This window comes from Aliivibrio thorii (assembly GCF_057368585.1).
In genome coordinates this window covers 807,581-830,476 of the sequence record NZ_CM170654.1, presented here as the reverse complement: position 1 = coordinate 830,476, position 22,896 = coordinate 807,581, and the positions used below count along the sequence as shown (strand labels likewise).

16 protein-coding genes are annotated in these 22,896 nt (G+C 39.6%); 11 read left to right on the top strand and 5 right to left on the bottom strand.

Annotation, left to right across the window (positions count from 1 at the left end; genetic code table 11):
• Positions 1–83: 83 nt before the first annotated feature.
• Together aroC and prmB are read right to left on the bottom strand one after the other, a co-directional pair.
• Positions 84–1,169 carry a chorismate synthase gene (gene aroC, locus AC2IP4_RS03725; protein WP_105055178.1) on the bottom strand — a complete coding sequence of 362 codons (1,086 nt, stop codon included), beginning with the start codon at positions 1,167–1,169 and terminating at the stop codon, positions 84–86.
• Positions 1,170–1,781: 612 nt separating this feature from the next.
• Entirely contained in the window at positions 1,782–2,714 is a 933-nt protein-coding gene (prmB, locus tag AC2IP4_RS03720; protein ID WP_375320981.1) for a 50S ribosomal protein L3 N(5)-glutamine methyltransferase, read from the bottom strand.
• A 52-nt stretch (positions 2,715–2,766) separates the two neighbouring features.
• Here prmB and smrB point away from each other — a divergent pair, with 52 nt between their 5' ends.
• Positions 2,767–3,300 carry an endonuclease SmrB gene (gene smrB / locus AC2IP4_RS03715; protein WP_375320982.1) on the top strand — a complete coding sequence of 178 codons (534 nt, stop codon included), beginning with the start codon at positions 2,767–2,769 and terminating at the stop codon, positions 3,298–3,300.
• A 78-nt stretch (positions 3,301–3,378) separates the two neighbouring features.
• On the opposite strand, the gene sixA is transcribed toward smrB, so the two are convergent.
• Positions 3,379–3,849: a phosphohistidine phosphatase SixA gene (gene sixA / locus AC2IP4_RS03710; RefSeq protein WP_375320983.1), complete on the bottom strand. Its 471-nt coding sequence runs from the start codon at positions 3,847–3,849 to the stop codon at positions 3,379–3,381.
• A gap of 165 nt (positions 3,850–4,014) precedes the next feature.
• Between sixA and AC2IP4_RS03705 the strand changes: the two genes are divergently transcribed.
• Positions 4,015–6,792 carry an insulinase family protein gene (locus tag AC2IP4_RS03705; RefSeq protein ID WP_375320984.1) on the top strand — a complete coding sequence of 926 codons (2,778 nt, stop codon included), beginning with the start codon at positions 4,015–4,017 and terminating at the stop codon, positions 6,790–6,792.
• A gap of 112 nt (positions 6,793–6,904) precedes the next feature.
• Here AC2IP4_RS03705 and fadJ read toward each other — a convergent pair whose 3' ends face one another.
• Entirely contained in the window at positions 6,905–9,004 is a 2,100-nt protein-coding gene (gene fadJ / locus AC2IP4_RS03700) for a fatty acid oxidation complex subunit alpha FadJ (protein ID WP_486310564.1), read from the bottom strand.
• Positions 9,004–10,332 (bottom strand): acetyl-CoA C-acyltransferase FadI, encoded by a 1,329-nt coding sequence (fadI, locus tag AC2IP4_RS03695; protein ID WP_375320986.1) that lies wholly within the window; start codon positions 10,330–10,332, stop codon positions 9,004–9,006. The genes fadJ and fadI overlap by 1 nt, the downstream gene beginning before the upstream one ends.
• An 877-nt stretch (positions 10,333–11,209) precedes the next feature.
• Between fadI and AC2IP4_RS03690 the strand changes: the two genes are divergently transcribed.
• From AC2IP4_RS03690 to AC2IP4_RS03650, 9 genes are all read left to right on the top strand, one after another.
• Complete coding sequence (locus tag AC2IP4_RS03690) at positions 11,210–12,424, top strand: outer membrane protein transport protein (protein ID WP_375320987.1); 1,215 nt, start codon at positions 11,210–11,212, stop codon at positions 12,422–12,424.
• 538 nt (positions 12,425–12,962) lie between these two features.
• Positions 12,963–14,276 carry an outer membrane protein transport protein gene (locus tag AC2IP4_RS03685; RefSeq protein WP_375320988.1) on the top strand — a complete coding sequence of 438 codons (1,314 nt, stop codon included), beginning with the start codon at positions 12,963–12,965 and terminating at the stop codon, positions 14,274–14,276.
• A gap of 406 nt (positions 14,277–14,682) precedes the next feature.
• Complete coding sequence (locus AC2IP4_RS03680; protein WP_375320989.1) at positions 14,683–16,350, top strand: ABC transporter substrate-binding protein; 1,668 nt, start codon at positions 14,683–14,685, stop codon at positions 16,348–16,350.
• Between the two features lie 99 nt (positions 16,351–16,449).
• Positions 16,450–17,436, top strand: coding sequence for an ABC transporter permease (locus AC2IP4_RS03675; protein WP_105055189.1), 987 nt, complete (start codon positions 16,450–16,452; stop codon positions 17,434–17,436).
• A gap of 1 nt (position 17,437) precedes the next feature.
• Complete coding sequence (locus AC2IP4_RS03670; protein WP_375320990.1) at positions 17,438–18,460, top strand: ABC transporter permease; 1,023 nt, start codon at positions 17,438–17,440, stop codon at positions 18,458–18,460.
• The gene (locus AC2IP4_RS03665; protein WP_486306673.1) at positions 18,460–19,440 is read left to right on the top strand and encodes an ABC transporter ATP-binding protein; all 981 of its coding nucleotides are present in this window, start codon (positions 18,460–18,462) and stop codon (positions 19,438–19,440) included. Before AC2IP4_RS03670 ends, AC2IP4_RS03665 begins: the two co-directional genes overlap by 1 nt.
• Positions 19,440–20,432: an ABC transporter ATP-binding protein gene (locus tag AC2IP4_RS03660; RefSeq protein ID WP_486310563.1), complete on the top strand. Its 993-nt coding sequence runs from the start codon at positions 19,440–19,442 to the stop codon at positions 20,430–20,432. The genes AC2IP4_RS03665 and AC2IP4_RS03660 overlap by 1 nt, the downstream gene beginning before the upstream one ends.
• Before the next feature lie 15 nt (positions 20,433–20,447).
• Positions 20,448–21,821, top strand: a complete 1,374-nt coding sequence (locus AC2IP4_RS03655; protein WP_486310562.1) for a M17 family metallopeptidase — start codon at positions 20,448–20,450, stop codon at positions 21,819–21,821.
• Positions 21,822–21,858: 37 nt separating this feature from the next.
• Positions 21,859–22,785: a glycosylasparaginase gene (locus AC2IP4_RS03650; RefSeq protein WP_486310561.1), complete on the top strand. Its 927-nt coding sequence runs from the start codon at positions 21,859–21,861 to the stop codon at positions 22,783–22,785.
• Positions 22,786–22,896: the final 111 nt, after the last annotated feature.

The following is a 22,896-nucleotide window of genomic DNA, read 5'->3' as shown; positions in this document are numbered from 1 at the left end:
CTTTTTATTTATGTCTATTAATAGTAGAGGAAGGTTCTTCCGCTCTTAACTCGTCCCTAAAAACTAGTCCCTATCTCCTACCACTAAATCTTAGGCGTTTCTGTTTGTACGCCAAAGTTCTGTCCACGATGACGAACTAGATGATCCATAACCACAATCGCTAACATCGCTTCTGCAATCGGAACCGCACGGATACCAACACAAGGATCATGACGTCCTTTCGTAATTAGCTCTGTTTTTTCACCGCTACGAGTAATCGTTTCACCCGGAACAGTAATACTAGAAGTTGGTTTTAACGCAATGTGAGCCACAATATCTTGGCCAGATGAAATACCACCTAAAATACCACCCGCATGGTTTGAACTAAAACCTTCAGGTGTTAATGGATCACGATGCTCAGAACCACGTTGTTGAACCACTTCAAAGCCATCGCCAATCTCAACGCCTTTAACCGCGTTGATTCCCATTAAAGCATGAGCAACATCTGCGTCTAAACGATCAAATACAGGTTCACCTAAACCAACCGGAACACCTTGTGCTACGACGGTAATTTTAGCACCAATAGAATCACCCTCTTTCTTTAGCTTACGAATAAGCTCATCAAAGGCGTCAACTTTACTCGCATCAGGACAGAAGAAGGCGTTGTTTTCAATTTCATTCCAATCAACAGAATCAATGGCAACATCACCCATTTGTGATAAGTAAGCGCGGATCTCAATACCAAACTCTTGTTTTAAGTATTTCTTTGCTACAGCACCCGCCGCTACACGCATCGCGGTTTCACGAGCTGATGAGCGACCGCCACCACGATAATCGCGTTGTCCATATTTCTGATGGTAAGTATAATCTGCATGTCCCGGACGGAACTTATCTTTAATTTCAGAATAGTCTTTAGAGCGTTGATCGGTATTTTCAATCAATAAACCAATTGAAGTGCCTGTCGTTTTACCTTCAAAAACACCCGATAGAATTTTAACTTCATCCGCTTCACGGCGTTGAGTTGTATATTTTGATGTTCCTGGTTTACGGCGATCTAAATCGATTTGTAGATCTGCCTCTGTTAATTCTAACCCTGGAGGGCAGCCATCAACAATGCAACCTAATGCCAAACCATGGCTTTCACCAAATGTTGTTACTCGAAAATGTTGTCCAATAGAGTTTCCAGCCATTACTTCCTCTGTAAATAAATTGATTCGCCACTATTAACTGACTAATAATCAGTTTTCAATAAAACCATATTGTCTTGAATCTCAGTAAGAGTAAAGCCCCTAGCAATGCTTTCTCTCTAAATTAGTGGATGCACCTTTTTCTTACTCCTAATTTTCTTTGCCATAATTATGGTTTTAAAAAATAAAAGCGGCAATTTGTGATCTTGATCCAAAAAGTAATTTTAATTGATAAGGCTCTCAATTTTAGGAATATCCTTTTACTGACATCGATGCTACAACGTATAATTAACACTTGATTCATTAATGAGCCAAAAACTTAAAATAAATACAAAGATGTTGATAAAATAAACAATTCATGGATGAAGTTTTTAACGAAAGGATAGCAAAAAATAATTGGCATCATTCCTGCTAATTACTTAATATCATTAACGATTAAGAGAAGAAAATGAAACTACTTCGTCTAGTAAAAAAAGCATTGCGTAAAAATAACATCAGCGAAAAGCAACAAACTCTTCGTAATCGTCTTGATTTTGCCATGTCACAAAGTAAAAACGCATAAAAAAGCCCAATGCGAACATTAGGCTTTTTTATCATGATTTAAGTATTTCTAACTTAATCGCGGTAAAGAGAAAACTCTTCAGCACAATCAAGAAGCTGCTGTTTAGTTAACATGAATACACCATGTCCACCTTCAGCAAACTCAATCCAAGTAAATGGAATTTCTGGGTATTGCTCCATCATATGAACCATAGAGTTACCTACTTCACAGATCAAGAAACCTTCATCTGTAAGATAATCAGGTGCATTAGCAAGAATACGACGAACTAATTTCAAACCATCAGATCCAGCTGCTAAACCTAATTCAGGCTCATGCTCAAACTCTTCAGGTAAGCTATTCATGTCTTCTTCATCCACATAAGGTGGGTTAGAAACAATAAAGTTATACTGATCTTTAGGGATATCACGCAGAAGATCTGAACGCATAGGGAACACTTGCTGCTCCATGCCATGATCTTGTACGTTTTGCTCTGCAACCATTAAGGCGTCAGTTGAGATATCAATCGCATCTACTTCTGCATTTGGGAATGCATGAGCACAAGCAATCGCAATACAACCACTGCCCGTACATAGATCCATAATACGTGTTGGATCTTCGGTTAACCATGGTTCAAATTGCGTTTCAATCAATTCAGCAATTGGTGAACGAGGCACAAGAACGCGCTCATCAACAAAAAACTCAAGACCACAAAACCACGCTTTATTAGTCAAATAAGCAGTAGGGATACGCTCATTAATACGGCGAACGACACGCTCAACAATACGTAGGCGCTCTGTTGATGTTAAACGAGATTCACGTACATGAGCAGGTACATCAATAGGTAAATACAGCGTAGGAAGCACAAGTTGAACCGCTTCATCCCATGCATTATCTGTACCGTGACCATAAAAAAGACCCGCAGCATTAAAGCGGCTTACCGTCCAACGTAACATATCTTGTAACGTATGAAGCTCAGAAACGGCCTCTTCTACAAAAATCTTATCCAAAATTGCCCCCAAAACAAGTTATAATACTGCTGTTAATTATTGGAATCTTAAAATGAGCAAAAACGACCACCTATCAGATGACGAACTTTCGCTGTTCCGTGAAGCAGTACAAGGCTCTAAAAAGTTGCAACAGGATACCATAATCCATCAACCGAGTAAGAACTTTAGCGAGCAACAACAGCAAAGAAAATCATTAAAAGAAGGGAAAAATGAAGAGTTTTTCTTTTCTGACGAATTTGTACCACTTCTGAATACAGAAGGACCCGTTCGTTATGCCCGCGATGATGTATCAAAATACGAAGTAAAGCGTCTGCGTCGTGGTGTTTATGTCCCTGATGTCTTTTTAGATATGCATGGAATGAAACAAGATGAAGCAAAGCGCGAATTGGGGTCAATGATCGCCTATTGTTTAAAAGAGAACATTTCATGTGCGAGTGTTATGCACGGTATTGGAAAGCACATCCTTAAACAAAAAGTGCCTTTATGGTTAGCTCAACATCCTGATGTAATGGCTTTCCATCAAGCCCCATTAGAATTTGGTGGCGCTGGTGCTATTTTAGTTCTGCTTTCAGTTCCTGATCGATAAAAACAAAAAGATCCCAAATAAGTGCAAAAAGCATGTAGGGATCTTTTTTATTAAGCCTTACTGTTCTAATACTTTATTCTACGGTTGCTGCAACCACAAAAGCTCACTTTTTCCTGTTGCATGAGAAAATTCAACACAAGAAATAGCAGAAGTAGGGAACATTGGCGGCATAATTCCGGGAACAAAATCCGCCGTTAAATACCCTACCAAAGGCAAATGAGAAACAATCAAAATATTCTCAATATCTTCCACACTACCTAAAGCTTTGACATACTCCACCACATCATCAGAATCACCATAAGGTGTTATTTCATCAGAAACTTCAACCTTAGCACCTGCTACATTCAAAATCGGCTTAATCATATGCCATGTTTGTTGGGCTCTAATGTACGGACTCACTAAAACATAATCAAACGTAACACCATGCGTAGCGATTAGCCATTGTGCGATCTTTGCTGATTGACTCTCACCATGTGGGGTTAAATTACGCTCTTCATCTGAAGGAGCATACGCTTCTGCTTCACCGTGACGCATTATGAATACTTTCATTTATTCATTCTCAAATCATTACTAACCTCACAATAGTAGCAAGCAAAACCAAAAAGAGGAAAGAGAGAGTTTGCTACTCTGTGCTATCAGCGCCATAATTGAAAAAAATAAATATAACAATAAAGGTGAAAAATCACCCCCTATGCCTTCAAACAGGAGCACCCTGTGCATATTAGCCCAAATGATAAAAAACACTATCGATTCATCGAGCTCGATAACAAGCTGCCAGTATTACTGATTCAAGATGATGCAGCCCCTCGTTCCTCCGCCGCCCTTTCGGTAAATGTCGGCCACTTTGATGATCCTGAACACCGCCCAGGACTCGCCCATTTTTTAGAACATATGCTATTTCTTGGTACTAAAAAGTACCCTAAAGTCGGTGAATTTCATTCCTTTATTAACCAACAAGGAGGATCAAATAACGCATGGACAGGAACGGAACATACGACCTTCTTTTTTGAGATTTCACACAATGCCTTTGAAGAAGGCCTCGACCGGTTCGGTCAGTTTTTTTATGCCTCTTTATTTAACGAAGAAGCCGTTGATAAAGAAAGAAAAGCTGTCGATTCAGAATATAAATTAAAATTAAAAGACGATGTCCGTCGAATTTATCAAGTCCATAAAGAAACAGTTAATCAAGCGCACCCTTTTTCAAAGTTTTCAGTCGGTAGTATTGATACTTTAGCTGATGCTGAAGGCTCATCTATCCGAGATGAAATGCTGACTTTTTATCAACAACATTATTCCGCTGATTTAATGACTGCAGTCGTACTTGGAAACCGCCCTCTGTGTGAATTAGAGCTACTTGCAACTCAATCTTTTGGTTCTATTCCAAATCAAAATCTTGGTCATAAAGTGGTTGATGTTCCTTATGTCACCGATAAAGAACAAGGCTGCTGGATAAATATAGAGCCATTAAAAGAAGTTCGTAAATTAAGCTTAGCTTTTCATTTACCAAATCAAGATCGTTTCTACAAAACGAAACCATTAAATTATCTTGGCCACTTACTGGGCTATGAGGGTGATGGCAGCCTAATGCTTCACCTAAAAAAATTAGGCTATATTAATTCACTCACCGCAGGCGGAGGAGTCAGTGGCAGCAATTTCAGAGAATTCACTCTGGCTTACAACCTAACAGAAAAAGGACTTGATAAAACCGATGAGATCATCAGCCTTACCTTCCAATACATTGAACTAATTAAGCAACAAGGGCTTGATGAATGGCGCTACAGTGAGAAAAAAGCCGTTTTAGAATCCGCATTCCAATTTCAAGAAAAGAGCAAACCATTAGATTTAGTCAGTCATTTAGTAATGAATCTACAACGTTACCAAGCTGAAGATGCAATATACGCTGACTATATGATGGAAGGTTATCATAAAAATCAAATCATTGATCTTCTTGACTTGCTAACACCAGAGCAAATGCGAGTCACCTTAGTTGCACAAGGTCTAGAGTACGACCATGAGGATAAATGGTATCACACGCCTTATTCAGTTCGCCCTCTTAGCCAAAAACAAATAGCGACTTGGGATACAAAAGAACTGCACCCTGACTTGTTATTACCAGAAAAAAACCCCTATATTTGTTATGACTTAGAGCCTCAATCATTAGAAAACGTTACCGAGTTTCCAACTTTAATTGAGGATTTACCTGGATTTAGGCTATGGCATAAACAAGAAGATGAATTCCATGTCCCCAAAGGAATGGTTTACATCGCAATTGATAGTCCCCATTCAATATCAGACCCTAGAAAAATCGTGAAGACTCGCTTATGTGTTGAAATGCTAATGGATGCATTAAGCGAAGAAACCTACCAAGCTGAAATTGCAGGGATGGGCTACAACCTTTATTGCCACCAAGGTGGCGTGACACTAACCTTATCCGGGTTCAGTCAAAAACAACCTTTATTATTAGATGTTATTTTAAAACGCTTTACGACTCGAGAATTCAGTGCTGAACGCTTTGAGTTTATTAAAACGCAATTAATTCGTCATTGGAGTAATGCTTCCAAAGAGCGTCCAATATCACAGCTTTTTAATGCGTTATCTGGGATTTTACAACCAAACAATCCCCCTTATCCTGTATTACTTGAGGCTCTGGAAAGTATAGAAGCGGATGATTTACCCAACTTTGTTCAGGCCATGTTTTCTGAGTTGCATGTCGAAATGTTTGTCTATGGTGATTGGTCAAAACAACAAGCGCTTGATTTAGGTGACTCTCTCAAAAATGCATTGCGCATGCAGAATCAAACCTATGAAGAGTCTTTCCGACCTTTAATCATGCTAGGTAATTCTGGAACTTTTCAACGAGAGTTATTCTGTGAACACTCAGATTCAGCATTATTGATTTACTATCAATCTCCAAAAGAAGACCCTCGAAGTTTTGCGCTGTATACCTTAGCGAATCATTTAATGTCGGCATCTTTCTTCCACGAGATACGAACAAAACAACAACTTGGTTATATGGTTGGTACCGGAAATTTACCGCTAAACAAACACCCAGGTTTAATTTTATACGTCCAATCGCCTATGGCACCACCTGCTATTTTATTAGATTCGATTGATGAATTTTTAAATGCATTTTATATGGTGCTATTAGAGTTAAATGAAGCTCAATGGCAAAGCAGTAAACAAGGATTAATTGATCAAATATCTGATCCAGATACAAACCTGCGTGGACGAGCACAACGTTTCTGGGCTTGTATTGGTAATAAAGATCAGAATTTCGACCATAAAGAACGTGTCACTGACGATCTAAAGAGTTTAACTCGTACTGAGATGCTGCGCTTTGTGGTTGGAATATTAAAGCCACGCACAGCTAACCGATTGATTATGCATTGCCAAGGCACTGAGCATCAACAATATGATCGTTTAGATGTGGGCTTAGAGATTGACTCTATTGATGAATTTCAACTTAGAGCTAAAGATGTGAATCTCGGATAGCCTTTTATTTTGATGAATGGATAAAAAAGCCATCATAATTAGTTGATTATGGTGACTTTTATTTTCTATTTAGATTGTAAAACGGTGGCTATATAAACGATTAAGTGTTCTATTATTGAGTGAATCGGTCTCCGTATTTATCGGCATATTTCTTCATTAATACTGCTAACTTATCTTCACCTAATGCCGCCATGTAACTAAATGGTCCACCTAAAAAAGGAGGGAAACCAATCCCAAAGATAGCACCAATATCACCATCTCTTTCTGAACGAATAATGCCTTCATCCAAACAACGTTTTGCTTCAGATAACATAGGAAGCACACAGCGCATTGCGATGTCTTCTTTAGTCAACTGAGAGTGTGGTTTGATATTAAGTAGAGTGTAAATATCTTGGTCAGGCTCTTTCTTCTTACCTTTATAGATATAGAAACCACGTTTGGTTTTCTTACCTAAACGCTTATCAGCCATTAAGGTTTTGAACACATCGGGGCTACGGAATCTATCACCTAATTCAACTTCCAATATCGGCATAATTTTCGCGCCAATATCCACCCCCACTTCATCTAATAATGAAATTGGACCAACAGGGAACCCAAAATCTAATAGTGCTTCATCAATCACTTCTATTGGTTCACCGGCTAACAATAATCGCGCCGCTTCATTCATGTATGGAGCTAAAATTCGATTAACATAAAAACCAGCACAATCTTTTACAACTATCGGTGTTTTACCCTGTTGCTTAGCTAAAGAAACGACCGTTGAAATAGTCTCATCACTGGTGGTTTCATGGGGAATAACTTCGACCAATGGCATTTTTTCTACCGGACTAAAATAATGTAGACCAATAATATTTTCAGGCTTTTCTGCCCTCTCGGCTATTTGGCCTATTGGAAGCGAAGAAGTATTCGTTGCGAAAATAATATCTTCTCGCCCCTGTGCTTGCACTGCTTTCACCATCTCTTGCTTCAGAGCTAAATCTTCAAAAACAGCTTCAACCACAACATCTAATTTTGTAAAGCCACTAAAATCTGTCACACCCGTAAGTTGCAACATCTGCTGCTGTAACTTAGCTTTGGTTACTATTCGACGTTTTCTTAATTTATCTAAGCGCTGGTAATGATATTGGTATGCGTTTAGCAGGCCATCATTACTGATATCTTTAATAATGACATTCTTCTTCGCTTTTACGATAGATACGTGAGCAATCCCTCCCCCCATTAAGCCGCCACCTAGCACACCAACATGATTAATTACTTTTGGTTCGGCATCGCTGCCTTTTTCTTTTTTCATTTCAGTCATAGCAAAAAATAAAGATCGCAATGCTGCAGATTCTGGAGTCATCGCTAACTTGCCAAATTGAGCAGCTTCTCGCTGTAGACCTTTTTTGATGCCTTTATCTAGCCCATATTCAATGCTATCTAAAATTGCCGCAATCGCAGGGTAATTACCTCGTGCTTTTTTTTGAGCTTGTTTTTCAGCTTGAGAAAAAATAACATTGCGACCAATTGGGTTTCTCGATATTCCCCACTCTTTGACATCTACTTTATTTTGGGATTTTTTCTTTAATGCAAACTCCGCGGCAGTTCGAGATAAAATAGACAAAGGAACTGAAGTATTAACAACGCCCAGTTTCTCTGCTTTTTTCGGTCGTAATTGCTTACCTGTAAGAATGATATCTAAACTGGCTAGCAAACCGATTAATCTTGGTAATCTTTGTGTTCCACCTGATCCGGGAAGCAAACCCAATTGAACCTCAGGCAAACCTAACTTAGTTTTATTGTCATCACTACATATTCGATAATCACACGCCAACGCTAATTCAAGTCCACCACCTAAACACGGGCCATGAATAGCAGCGACAGTCGCAAATGGTAAATCTTCGATACGCTGGAACAGTTGTTGACCTTTTTCAGCCAACGCTTGAGCTTCTGCCGCGCTTTGACAACTCGCTATCATGCTGATGTCTGCACCTGCTATAAAACTATCAGGCTTACCAGATTGAATGACTAAGCCTTTAATCTCTTTTTGCTGTGCTTCGATCTCATCCAATACTTGTGAGACTTGCTCTGCGAATTCAGCTTTTAAGGTATTCATTTTTTCATCGATGACATCAATGGTCAGCCAAGCAATATTTTGCTCATCTTTATGCCATACAAATGCGCTGGTATTTTCAACAAGTTCCATCGATTTATGTTCTTTTGCTACACTCATTATTCAACCTCCAATACCATCGCTGCACCTAAACCACCAGCCGCGCATGCTGTATTTAGCCCAAGCCCCCCACCACGACGTTTTAGTTCTCGCAATGTTTGAATAATCATCCTTGCCCCTGTGGCCGCAAATGGATGACCGTAGGCAATAGAACCGCCAAGTACATTGAATTTATCCATATCAATTTCACCAATGGCTTTATCTCGCCCTAAGCATTCTTTAGCAAATTTATCAGACGAAAACATTTTTACGTTCGATAAAGTCTGCGCTGCAAAGGCTTCATGCATATCAATCAAGGTTAAGTCAGACAGTGAAATACCGGCTTTATCAAGTGCCATTGGTGTAGCATAAGACGGCCCCATCAACATATCGTGATGTACGTCTATGGCACTAAAAGCAAAAGATCGAATATAACCAAGTGGTTCATAACCTAATTCTTTCGCTCGCTTTTCACTCATTAATAGCAATGCAGCTCCACCGTCTGTTAACGGTGTACTGTTCGCTGCTGTAACTGAACCATATTTACGATCAAAGGCTGGTCGAAGTTTTGCGTAACTCGCAAGATCAGAGTCATGACGAATATTATTGTCTTGATCTAACCATGTTTTATAAGGTTCTGGAAATGCGGTCATTACCTCATCTTGTATCAATCCACCTTTCCACGCTTTAGCCGCTAAAGAATGGGAACGATGAGCTAATGCATCTTGTTCTTCACGCGTGATCCCGTGACTTTTTGCCATTTGTTCGGCCGTTTGTCCCATTGAAATACCAGTAGAATATTCAGCGACTGCTGGAGGTACTGGCGCAATGTCTTTTAACGATAATGTACGAAGAAGGGACAATTTTTGGCTCATGGTTTTAGTTTTACTTAACGCAAGTAACGTCGAGGCCATTTTCTTTGATACGCCAATAGGAAGAACGGAAGAAGAATCCGCACCGCCGGCAATTCCGATATCTATTGTGCCCGCCATAATGCTTTCCACCACATTAGCCGTTGTTTGGAAACTGGTTGCACAGGCACGGGTCACACTGTAAGCATCTGTACCAATGTTCATTCCCGTGCCTAATACGATTTCACGTGCAATATTTGGTGCTTCTGGCATTTGCACCACTTGCCCAAAGACAACTTGATCAATCAGTTTAGGATCGATGTCGGTTTTATCCATTAATGCTTTTACAGCAAGCTTTCCTAAATCTACCGCAGGCGTAGAAATAAAAGCGGTCGATTGCTTAGCGAATGGGGTTCGAATGCCTGAAACAACCGCAATACGATCACCTTGTCGTGTTGTGAGTGGTTGATAGGTCTTTGATAGTTTGCCATTTGACATCGCATCTCCTTGCGTAAACACTAAAAACGTAAGTGGTCAGACCTTAATTGTAACTAACTTGTTAATTATGGGAAGTGCGTTATAGTAGAAATGTGAGCGGAGAATTATTAATCACTCATAATTTATTGTTTGTCAGTAGAAAATGACAATATCACTAAGAAAAATGGAAACGAATAGGATAACGGTGGGATGTAACCTACTGACTATTTTGATAAAAAAAAACCACATCAATCGATGTGGTCAGAATAAAAAACAATTAACGAATAGCCAATTGTAAAATCAGTTTCACCTGATAAGGAGAAAGTAAAGTCAGCCTTCAAAAGGAAATGTTATCTTGCTCAACGGGTTGATTGCTCAACCAGATAACGAGATCAACTATAACGTGAATCTCAATTCATTTATTGAAATAGATCAATTTTATGTTCTTTTACTACTTTTATTCAAATCAATAAAACACAACAAAAGCAGTTACAAAACATATCAATTTTACCATTCATTAACACTCACCATAAAATACCATTTAAAAATCATGATTAATCATCAATTTATCTTCACTGCCATCACAATTTAGAGTGTAAGCTCTAAATGTAAAAAGGTTCCATTTATTTCACAAAAAAAACAATAAGTTAAGATTAAAAACACAACAGAAACCAATATAATAAATTAGAGTTTAAGCTCTATTAATATCAACTGAATTGCTATTTATGTACAAATCACGACCAGATCACGAATTTTAACGTTTTTTTAGCAGTGGTCGGATTTGTCGTCTATGATCTGATCGTTATTATCTCGGCGTCGAGATCTCAGTCTCAACTAAAATAAATCTTTTCGGTCGTAAGAATTGAAAGGAAATAACAATATATGGAATATAAAAATTATGAATAAGAAGCGCTTGTTTTCTAAAACACTTCTAGCAGCTACCATCACTCTTGCAACACAACAAGCTACTGCTGCCGGTTTCCAACTAAACGCACAATCAGCAACAGGCCTAGGTCGTGCATTTGCTGGTGATGCTGTAATCGCTGATAACGCATCTGTAATGGCTCGTAACGCTGCAGCGATGGCTCTTTTTGATTCATCTGAATTTTCTGTTGGTATTAACTACATCAAGACAGACATTGATGTAAGTGATATTAATTATGACTCTTCAGCTTTAGGTGGAGGAGCAGCTCCAATTGATGATGCAAACAACAGCAGTGGCACTCCTGTTCCTAATATCTACTATGTTCACCGCTTAAACGATCAATGGGCGTTTGGTGCAGGTATTTATTCTAACTTTGGTACATCCAATAATTTCGATGATTCATTTGGTACTTCACCAACAACACCAGGTGCTAATGTATATGGTGGCACAACAGAAATTAAGAGCATAAATTACGCACTAACAACCTCTTACCGTATAAACGAGCAATTTAGCGTTGGTGGTGGTATTGATATAATTCAAGGTTTTGGAGAATTAAAAAGAGACCTAGGGACTACTTCAGTTTTAGATATTGACGCAACAGGAACTGGTGTCGGCTTTAATTTAGGTGGTGTTTATGAGCTAGATAAAGGTAATAGATTTGGTTTATCTTACCATTATAGTCCTGAAATCGAAGCTAAAGATGGTAATCAAAAAGTGACTTTGCCACTTCCTGATATGATTGAGTTCTCTGGTTACCACGAAATTAAAGACACGAAATTCGCAGTGCATTATTCTGTTCAATACATCGGATGGAGTGATTTTGATCAAATCGAATTTACAAATGCTGCAATCAGTGAAAGTGTATATAACTGGCAAGACGGCATGCACTACGCTATTGGTGGTACTTATTTCTTAAACGACGCATGGACATTGCGTGCAGGTTACATGTACGACACAGCGGCTCAAGATAAAGATACATCAATCTCAGTACCGGATTCAGATCGCCAATGGTTCTCTGCAGGCTTTAGTTACCACTTTGAGAAAAAACACACTGTTGATTTCGGCTTTACTTACTTAATGGGTGATGATGTTAAAGTTGAAGAAGATACAAATGGTATTCTTCCCCTAACAGCAACAACACACGCAGATGCAATTCTTGCTGGTGTTCAGTACAGCTACAGCTTCTAAGATTTATTCTTAAAAGTTTAAAACTAAAAGGTCAGCACACGTTGGCCTTTTTTGATCTTTAAGAAACAGTATTTAGAACGCTACGCTTCGAGGGACTAGGGACGAGTAAGAGCAAACAACCCCCCTCTAACTCCCCCTTCTATTTACTTTATCGATCTCAATAACTCATCAATCAAGGGGGAGAACCTTCTTTGATGCTGTTAGTTAAGCGGTCACCCCTGAAACCTGCAAGCGAAGCGATCTGAACCCTGCTCTTCCTAACCCCTTGTCCCTAAAACTAGTTCCTACTTCCCACCAAAATTTCAGCGTACACATATACCCTCAATCTAAATTCAAACCTACACCTGTGCGCCCAATTAACACATCCGACCAGATTAATACAGAAATTCCGTCTAAAAATGAAACTTTTTACAGAAAAAAGCGCTTAAAACTCGAATAAATCAATTTTTTGTTTGAAGTTTTTACTCTAAAACGTATTATCCACTTCAACTTACTACCACAAAATTCAGCGTACACTTGTACCAGTATGGAAAAATCAATGAACAATAATAAAAACCGCCTATCTCTTGCTATTGCATTTGGTCTATTAGGCTCAGTAGCAAGCACAAACTCTATGGCAGCAGGCTTCCAATTGGCAGAGTATTCAGCGACTGGTCTTGGTCGTGCTTACGCAGGTGAAGCAGCTATCGCTGATGGCGCAGATGCACAATGGCGCAACGTAGCAATGCTGACGTACTTAGAAGGTACCCAAGTTTCTGTTGGTGGTATTTATGTAAATCCAAATATTGATGTTGAGGGTGAATCAACACAGATGACTCCATCTGGACCTAAAACTACATCAACCAAATCTAATGATTTTGCACACGATGCATTTATTCCTAATTTATATGTTTCTCATCGTGTAAATGAACAAATTGCAATTGGTTTTGCTGTTGGCACTAACTACGGTATGGAAACCGATCTAGGCGATGATTTCTCAGCAACAAACTTTGGTAACGAAGCTAGTGTTATCACTAAAGAAATCAACGTAAACATGGCGTATAAAATCAACCAACAATTCAGTGTTGGTGGCGGTGTTCGTTACGTAATTGCTGAAGGTAGCTTTGGTGCTATCATTCCAGAACAATTTGTGATTCCGAACACAGCAGGAACAACCTTAAAATACATGGAAGGCACAGATGAGGCTTGGGGCTGGCAAGTGGGTACAGCTTGGCAAGTCAACGATGCAAACCGCATCGGCTTTAGTTATAAATCTGAAGTAGCATTGGACCTAACAGGCCACGCAGAAGGTATGGGGTTTAAGCTGCCTGCAGGTGGCCGTAAAAATGGTTCAATGGCTCTTGCTTTACCCGCAACAGCAGAACTTGCAAGTTTCCATCAATTGACTGATAAAGTAGCTATCCACGCAAGTTTTAACTGGACAGATTGGAGTAGCTTTGAAAAATTAGAAGCTGACTTTGGTGGCGGTAATACAAGCTTAGTAAAAGAAGAAAACTGGGAAGATAACTATCGCTTAGCGCTAGGTGGTACTTATACCCTTAATCAGAAAGTAACGCTACGTACAGGTGTTGCTTACGATACTTCAGCAGTAAGTGATGAAAATCGTACAGCAACGATCCCTGAAACTGATCGCTTATGGCTAAGCATGGGTGCGGGTTACGCATGGTCTGATAATTTAACTTTCGATGCTGGCTTTACTTATATATTCGCAAAAGATGCTAAAATGTATGAAGGAAAAGATTCAAGCATTACCAACCCACTTGAAGATCCAGCAACATATGGTGGCGAATTCACTGGCGAAACAACAGGTAATGTATGGTTAGTCGGTGTTCAAGCGAACTACCGTTTCTAATAAAACCATAGAACCAAACAGAATGGCGCTCATCTTATGATGAGCGCCATTTGTTTATCTCTAAAAATAACCAAGGCTTTCTTTTATTTAACTCTTATTGAGTAAAATGTAAACATCTCGCCTGTTTTTTAAGCATATCACAAATAATTCTCTTGGATACGGATGTCCAGTAAATATGCCTTTTATCCACTCTTAATTAACTCTAATGCAGACTACACTGTCCGTTAATTACAGCATACCAATAAATAACAGAGCACAATATTACTCTTATTTATCAAAACCTTAATTGTAATTTAATTCTAAAAAGTGCTTATTTATATTCAAAAAAAACGACGAACTCACCTCTTCATAGAAATTAATTTTATGACTGTGGTTTATTGCATTAATCATTAAGTAAGGAAGCTTTATGTTTTTAAAAGCCAAGTCATCTCGACTCGCGTTAGTAATACTCGCTGCATTATCTTCTCAAGGTGCGTTCGCAGAAGAAAAAAATCAGCTCACTATTGTCTCTGATTTCTATCCTGTACTCATTCGTAATTTTAACCCTTATTTATCAACAAACTTACGTACAACGACAGATTTTATTTATGAGCCTTTGGTTATTTTTAATCAAATGCATGGTAATAAACCCGTTATGCGCTTAGCAAAAAATTACTACATGTCTGAAGATTTAACTCAAGTTACTTACGAAATACGGGAAGGCGTAAAGTGGTCGGATGGAAAACCGTTCACTGCTGAAGATGTGGTTTATTCTTTCGAACTAATCAAAGCAAAACCAGAGCTTGATCCTCGTGGTATTAACCGTTGGCTGAAAAACGTTCGCCAAGAAGGCAATAATGTTATTTTTGATTTAACCGAAGCGCACTCAAATTTACCTTATGAAATAGCCAATATTCCTGTTGTTCCTAAGCACATTTGGAAAGACATTAAAAATCCTGAAAGTTTCACTAATGAAAATCCTGTTGGCTCAGGGCCTTTTACTGAAATAGACATCTTTACCCCTCAACTTTATGTTCAATGTCGAAATCCAAACTATTGGGATAATGATAACTTAGAAGTGGACTGTTTACGTGTACCACAAATTGCCAATAATGACCAATTACTCAGTCGCATCATTAAATCAGAACTGGATTGGTCTGCAGCCTTTATCCCTGATATTGATAGCACTTATGTCGCTAGAAATAAGCACCATAAATATTGGTACCCTGCTGCTAGCGCTCAGGCCTTTATGCTTAACTTTAAATCCCCAAAACCAGGCAACCATGAAGCGATTAATAACGTCGATTTCCGTCGCGCCTTCTCAATGTCTATCGATCGCCAAAAAATTATTGATATCGCTTTTTATGGTAATGGTGTTGTGAACGACTACGCATCAGGCCTTGGCGAGGTATTTAAGTTTTGGGCTGATAAAGATATCTACAACAAATATCGAGGTTATAACACCTATAATGTGACAGGAGCAAAAGCATTGCTTGAAGAGTCTGGATTTAAAGACATTGATGGCGATGGATACGTAGAAACACCAACAGGAAAACCGATTCTACTTGAAGTTCAATCCCCTAACGGTTGGACTGATTTTAATAACACTGTGCAACTTGGTGTAGAACAGCTTCGCGCTGCCGGTATCAATGCAACCGCTCGTACGGCTGACTTTGCGGTCTATAACAAAGCGATGGTATCTGGGACTTATGATATCGCTTACACCAATTACTTTAACGGTGCCGATCCTCACCCTTATTGGAACAGTGCATACCACTCACGTAATCAAGCTGGCGGAAACATGCCACGATTTGCGATGCATTTTTTCAAGGATGCTCAATTAGATACGCTATTAGATAAATTCTATAAAACCGCGAGTATTAAAGAACAAAAAAACATTGCTCACCAAATCCAACAGATCATTGCTGAGAACCAAGTGACTGTTCCTGTTATGTCGGGCGTAGATGTTTATCAATTTAATGAAAGTCGTTTTACTGGATGGTGGAATGCTGAGAATCCAAAAGGCCGACCACTATCATGGGCTGGTGTTCCTGAGCGTTTACTGCACGTTCTTGATTTAAAACCTAGAACATAATCAAGTAATACCGCGTAAAAACACCCCTAGCAGCATGGAAATTCCACTATTTCACGCTGCTCTTAAGTTTATTTTCATTATTTTTAATAGGAATAGGTTATGAGCTTTTTCGTACGTCGACTTTTCTTCTACTTTTTAGCCTTAATTTTTGCTGCAACGTTAAATTTTATTTTACCCCGAGCAATGCCGGGTGATCCCGTAACCATGATGTTTGCTAACGCCATGACTTATGTAAGTCCTGAGCGTATTGATGCAATGAGAAAATTATTAGGCTTCGTTGATGCCCCTTTATATGAACAGTACTTTACTTATCTATCTAATATTTTCACTTGGAATTGGGGTACCTCCATTAAATTTTACCCAATATCCGTAACTGATTTATTAGGTGGCGCTATTGGGTGGTCACTATTTTTAACCGGAACTGCCGTTATCCTTTCGTTCTGCATTGGCTCTGTTCTTGGAATTTTTGCGGCTTGGCGTCGTGGTAGCCGTTATGACAGCGTAATCTCACCAGCAATGCTTGTAGTCCAATCAATTCCATCAGTAGTGGTTGCAATGTTGGTGATGTTTATCTTTGCCGTTGGTTTGGAGTGGTTTCCTGCTGGTAATGCTTACACTTCAGGCGAGACTCCTGACTGGTCTAGCTGGGCATTTTATAAAGATGTGTTGTATCACGCAGCCCTTCCCCTTTTCTGTGCCACCATCACTCAAATTGGTGGGTTCTTGATAAGCATGCGTAACAACATGATTAACCTTCTTAATGAAGACTTCATTACCATGGCAAAAGCCAAAGGCCTAACTGAAAATCGCGTTGTTTTTAACTACGCGGCACGTAATGCCATGCTACCAAGTGTAACTGCATTATCTATGGCGTTAGGAACGGCAATCAGTGGTCAATTAATTATTGAAATGATCTTTAACTACCCTGGATTAGGCACTGTTTTATTGAATGCTATTCACGCCCGAGACTACCAAGTACTACAAGGGCAATTACTTCTTATGACTCTATTCATGTTGTTCTTTAATTTTATGGCCGACATCTTCATTGTCTTTTTAGATCCTCGCTTACGTAATGGAGAAAAATAAAATGAAACCTTTATTCACATTGCTGACTCGTAACCCTAAGGCATTGTTTGGACTTTGTATTTTACTTGTCTTTATTTTTATCGCGCTCTTCGCACCACTATTAACCAAACATGCGCCTGATGTTGGAACGGGTAATCCACATGAATATCCTTCTTTTGTTGTAAAAGCAGCGCAAAACAATCCAGATGGTTGGATTGCAACACACCTTGCTACCAATAAACGCACATTAATGATGTCAGAAAAAGCCGAACATGTATTAGGTACTTCACGTATGGGCCGCGATATTTGGTCACAGTTCGTTTATGGCACTCGCACCTCTTTAGCTGTTGGCTTCGGCGCTGGGATCTTAGTCTGCCTTTTAGCGACATTTATTGGCGTGTCTGCTGGGTATTTTGGGGGACGCGTCGATGAAGTATTAACCGCAGCCATGAATATTATGCTTGTGGTTCCTCAGCTTCCTTTGCTGTTTATTATTGCGGCTTTCATTGGGCAAGCAGGACCTACAACCATTGCCGTTGTTATTGCCATTACTTCTTGGGCATGGGGAGCTAGGGTCGTTAGAGCTCAAACCTTATCACTGCGTGAAAAAGAGTTCATTCGCGCAGCTGAATTATTAGGTGAATCATCATGGCGTATCATCTCTGTTGAGATTTTACCTAACTTAATTTCGATTGTAGGCGCTAGCTTTATTGGCTGTGTATTACTCGCAATTATGACAGAGGCCAGCTTATCTTTCCTTGGTTTAGGAGACCCTAATGCCATTAGTTGGGGTGTGATGCTATATAACGTTCAAACCTCTTCTTCTATGCTGATCGGTGCATGGTGGGAGATTTTAACACCATGTTTAGCTCTTATCTTTATCGCTCTTGGCTTATCTTTATTAAACTTTGCCGTTGATGAAATCGCCAACCCTCAATTGAGATCTCACAAAGGAATGCGTCGCTGGGAAAAAGCAGTAAAACAAGCTCATTCACCGGCAACTGAAACCGCATTTCCACCACATATTGAAAGAGGGATACAATAATGACTGACCCACAAATTTCTATCCGCAATCTGTGTGTGGATTACATTACTGAATCAGGTGATGTGCGTGCTGTAAACAATGTGAGTTTTGACATCGGTAAAGGTGAAGTCTTTGGTCTAGCTGGTGAATCAGGTTGTGGTAAATCAACCATTGCATTCTCTTTAATGCGCCTGCATAAGCCGCCAGCATTCATCACCGGTGGTGAGGTTATATTTGATGGTCAAGATATTTTAAAATACAGCGACCCACAAATGCAGGCTTTCCGCTGGAGTGAAATGTCAATGGTATTCCAAAGTGCCATGAACGCATTAAACCCTGTACTTCCGATGGAAGAGCAGTTCTGTGATGTGATCATGCGCCATACCACAATGACTCGTGAACAAGCGATTACTCGTGCTCAAGGCCTATTAGAAATAGTAGATATTCACCCAAGTCGTTTAAGTGATTATCCTCACCAGTTCTCTGGCGGTATGCGTCAGCGTTTGGTTATTGCCATTGCATTAGCTCTTAACCCTAAAATGATCATCATGGATGAACCAACAACGGCACTTGATGTCGTGGTTCAACGTGAAATTTTACAGAAAATTTATGCGCTTAAAGAAGAGTTTGGTTTCTCAATCTTATTCATTACGCACGATTTATCACTAATGGTTGAGTTTTCTGATCGCATTGGGATCATGTACTCAGGTGAATTGATAGAGGTTGCTTCTTCAAAAGAGATCTTAACCTCTCCTTACCACCCATATACAAAAGGGCTGGGGAGTTCATTCCCACCACTAACGGGGCCAAAAACAAAATTAACAGGTATCCCAGGGAATCCTCTTAATTTATTAGAAATACCGCAAGGTTGTCGCTTCCAGTCTCGTTGCCATCATGCACATGAGATATGTCGAACTATCCCTACACAACTTCGTCAAATTGAAACTGGCCACTTTTCGAATTGCCATTTATTTACTCAACTTCAGTATTTGGAATCATGATGAACAATAAATTTGGCAAACTACTGATTGAAGGTAAAAATCTAGTTAAAGATTTCCCTGTTAGTAGCAACGCACTTAAAAACCCAATGATGCGAGCAATCAACGATGTGTCATTCAAAATGTACAAAAGTCGTGGTCTTTCTGTTGTTGGTGAATCGGGTTCAGGTAAATCCACCACAGCAAAAATGATCGCAAAAATGTACGCACCGACAGACGGCGTAATCGAATACAAAGGCCGTGATATTCAAGATATCGTTAAGAAAAATGATCTCATGAAATATCGTGAAGGCGTACAAATGGTATGGCAAGACCCGTTTGGATCTTTAAACCCAACCCATAATATTTTTCATCACCTTGCTAGACCACTTCTTATTCATAAGAAAGTGACTTCAGGTAATCAAAAAGAGCTGGAGGATCGCGTTTATGATCTTCTAGAACAAGTGGGGTTGATCCCACCAAAAGAAACGGCGGCTAAATTCCCGCACCAACTTTCTGGTGGTCAACGTCAACGTGTCAACCTTGCTCGAAATATAGCGGTTGGTGCAGAGGTAGTGCTTGCTGATGAACCGACCTCAATGCTTGATGTCTCTATCCGTGCGGGCGTTCTTAACCTAATGGAAGAGATGAAGTTTGAGAAAGAAATGTCTCTACTTTACATCACGCACGATATTGCAACGGCTCGTTATATCGCAGAAGACCTAGCGGTCATGTACGTAGGACACATGGTTGAATGGGGTGATACCGATGAAATCATTCATGCTCCTCAACATCCATATACTCAACTATTAGTATCAGCGGTGCCAGACCTAAGTAAATCGATTCATACCAAACTGAAAGGCAACAAAGGTGAGATCCCTCTTTGGACACCAGAATCAGCAGGTTGCCCATTTGCAGGTCGTTGTACTCACGTAACTAAAAAGTGTAAAGAACACATGCCTAGCGTAACTAAACTGTCAGACAATCATTTTGTACGTTGTTATTTATACGAATAATTAAAAGGACTTTCCATGCAACATTTTACATTCATGCGCACAACGGATTATGAACATCGCGTTGTAAAAAATATACAGATCATTTTTGGTTCGACCAAACAACTTGAAATTGACCGTGATACCTTAGAATGTGATGGACTCATTACATTAAGTACTTATACCATCGCTAACATTCAAGATATTGGTCATCTTACTGCGACGACCTTTAAAACCGCAACAGAACTGAATATATTCTTAAGTGACGATGTTATCTCTCTGTTCCAACCCGAACTATGGGTAAAATGGCTTTCTTTTGGTTTATCACTCTCTGTTTATAACTATAAACATAGCAACAGTCTGCAATTAGTACCAACATTGGCTTTATTTGCGTTAAATAGTTCATCGCTTTCACTTTTATCTGCCTTTGCGCAAGGGCAATCCTTAGCAAAAAGCCAATTAATCTCACGCGAGTTAATGAATAAACCAGGAAATATCCTTTACCCTGAAAGTTTTGTTCATGCCGTTGAAGATCTTGCCATTAAGAACATTTCTATTTCCTCTCTTTCTGGAGAAGATATGTTAACCCAAGGCTTTGGCGGACTAATGGGAATAGCCCAAGGCAGTGATAAAGATGCTCGACTATTATGCTTGGACTATCATCCTGAAAAGGTTCAATCAACCGTAGTGCTTGTAGGCAAAGGCGTTACGTTTGATTCAGGTGGTATCAGCATTAAGCAACCTCGCTACATGAGTACAATGAAAGTTGACATGGGTGGTGCCGCTGCCGTCGTTGGTGCCCTTAATGCGATTGCAGAACAAAACCTACCAATACGAGTGGTTGGGTTATGTGGTTTAGTTGAAAATATGCCTTCGGGCAATGCCGTTAAACCCGGTGATGTTGTTACTATGCTTTCAAAAACCAGTGTTGAGATTATTACCACGGATGCAGAAGGACGCATGGTGTTAGCTGATGTACTTCATTATGCACAAGACACTTATCAACCTGATTATCTTATCGATATTGCAACCTTAACTGGCGCAACAGGAATTGCATTAGGAAAAGAATACGCGTCATTAATGGGCAATGATAATTCATTACTTTCTATCGCTAAAGAAGCCGGAAAGTCATGTGCTGAAGCTGTATGGCAGATGCCAACAGGCGGCTTATATGAAACAACATTAAAAAGTGATTTCGCCGATTTACGCCATGGCAGCGAAGATCCTGATGGCAGCGCGTGTGTCGCTGCGACTTTCTTAGAACACTTTATCGCACCGACACAAAAATGGATTCACATTGATTCGGCATCGATGTCATTAGGAATGACCCATCGTCATATTCACCCTAGTGCAACCAGTGGTTTTGGCGTTTTGTTACTTTCTCAAATTTGTCAGCATATTGCTCAGCAATAATTCTCTTTATTTAAAATTATAATAAGGTAATCACGATATGATCCTACTCGCTAACTCCGAAGCATTCCCTGGAATTGAAGAATCAGCTCGCCGTCTACAAGCAAAAGAAGATGGCCTATTATCACTGATTGAAGGCATAAAAATTGTCGAATTAGACCCTAGAGTTCGTACTGTAGGTTACGGTGGTTGGCCTAATGTACTTGGTGAAATGGAATTAGACGCATCCGTGATGGATGGCAATAGTTTACGCACTGGTGCTGTCGGTGCGTTAAAAGGTTATATGCACCCAGTTGATGTTGCCTACCAAGTAATGCAAAAGCTGAATCATGAAATTTTGGTCGGTGAAGGTGCGGCTATTTTTGCAAATGAAGTAAACGCCGTTGCCGGTAATAACTTAATTGAAGATTCTAAACAAGTATGGTGGGAAAAGCTGGCTCTGGCCATGACAGATGAGGAGCAAAAAGCGTTTCCTAACGTCCCTTTAGCGCCACTATCTAATAATGCAACAGATCCAGAGCGCGTTCGGGATACTACGGTATTTTTATCTTCTGATCATCAGGAAAAAATCAGTGCTGCTACCTCTACATCCGGTTGGGCTTGGAAGTATCCAGGTCGTTTAGGTGACAGCCCTATTATTGGAGCAGGATCTTACGCCGACAGTCGCTATGGTGCTTGCGCTTGTACTCATACAGGTGAAATGAGTATCCGTTGTGCTACAGCTCATTCTGTTGTGCTATATATGAAAATGGGAATGTCATTAAACGAGGCAGTTTACGAAGCAATTAATGATCTGACTTATCTTAAAGATGGCTATACAGAAGGCGTTACGATTCACGCTATTGATAATAAAGGTAATCATAAAGTCGTTAGCTTAAATTGTCCGGGAAATATCACCTATTGGTTCTGGGAGTCAGGCATGGATAAACCAGAAGAACGCCAAGCAGAAGTCATCATGACAAAATAACATAAAATTAATCGTAGTCATTCAACAAAGCCAGATAAATTGTCTCTGGTTTTTTATACCAATCACAGTGAGTAGGTGCTCAGAAATAGCGCAGGGAAAATGCTTGAGAAC

Coding starts and splice junctions, on each gene's coding strand:
- AC2IP4_RS03680 (WP_375320989.1), top strand. CDS start 14,683: ATGTTTTTAAAAGCCAAGTCATCTCGACTCGCGTTAGTAATACTCGCT.
- AC2IP4_RS03650 (WP_486310561.1), top strand. CDS start 21,859: ATGATCCTACTCGCTAACTCCGAAGCATTCCCTGGAATTGAAGAATCA.
- AC2IP4_RS03665 (WP_486306673.1), top strand. CDS start 18,460: ATGACTGACCCACAAATTTCTATCCGCAATCTGTGTGTGGATTACATT.
- aroC (WP_105055178.1), bottom strand. CDS start 1,169: ATGGCTGGAAACTCTATTGGACAACATTTTCGAGTAACAACATTTGGT.
- AC2IP4_RS03675 (WP_105055189.1), top strand. CDS start 16,450: ATGAGCTTTTTCGTACGTCGACTTTTCTTCTACTTTTTAGCCTTAATT.
- AC2IP4_RS03670 (WP_375320990.1), top strand. CDS start 17,438: ATGAAACCTTTATTCACATTGCTGACTCGTAACCCTAAGGCATTGTTT.
- AC2IP4_RS03690 (WP_375320987.1), top strand. CDS start 11,210: ATGAATAAGAAGCGCTTGTTTTCTAAAACACTTCTAGCAGCTACCATC.
- smrB (WP_375320982.1), top strand. CDS start 2,767: ATGAGCAAAAACGACCACCTATCAGATGACGAACTTTCGCTGTTCCGT.
- fadJ (WP_486310564.1), bottom strand. CDS start 9,004: ATGAGTGTAGCAAAAGAACATAAATCGATGGAACTTGTTGAAAATACC.
- AC2IP4_RS03655 (WP_486310562.1), top strand. CDS start 20,448: ATGCAACATTTTACATTCATGCGCACAACGGATTATGAACATCGCGTT.
- fadI (WP_375320986.1), bottom strand. CDS start 10,332: ATGTCAAATGGCAAACTATCAAAGACCTATCAACCACTCACAACACGA.
- sixA (WP_375320983.1), bottom strand. CDS start 3,849: ATGAAAGTATTCATAATGCGTCACGGTGAAGCAGAAGCGTATGCTCCT.
- AC2IP4_RS03660 (WP_486310563.1), top strand. CDS start 19,440: ATGAACAATAAATTTGGCAAACTACTGATTGAAGGTAAAAATCTAGTT.
- AC2IP4_RS03685 (WP_375320988.1), top strand. CDS start 12,963: ATGAACAATAATAAAAACCGCCTATCTCTTGCTATTGCATTTGGTCTA.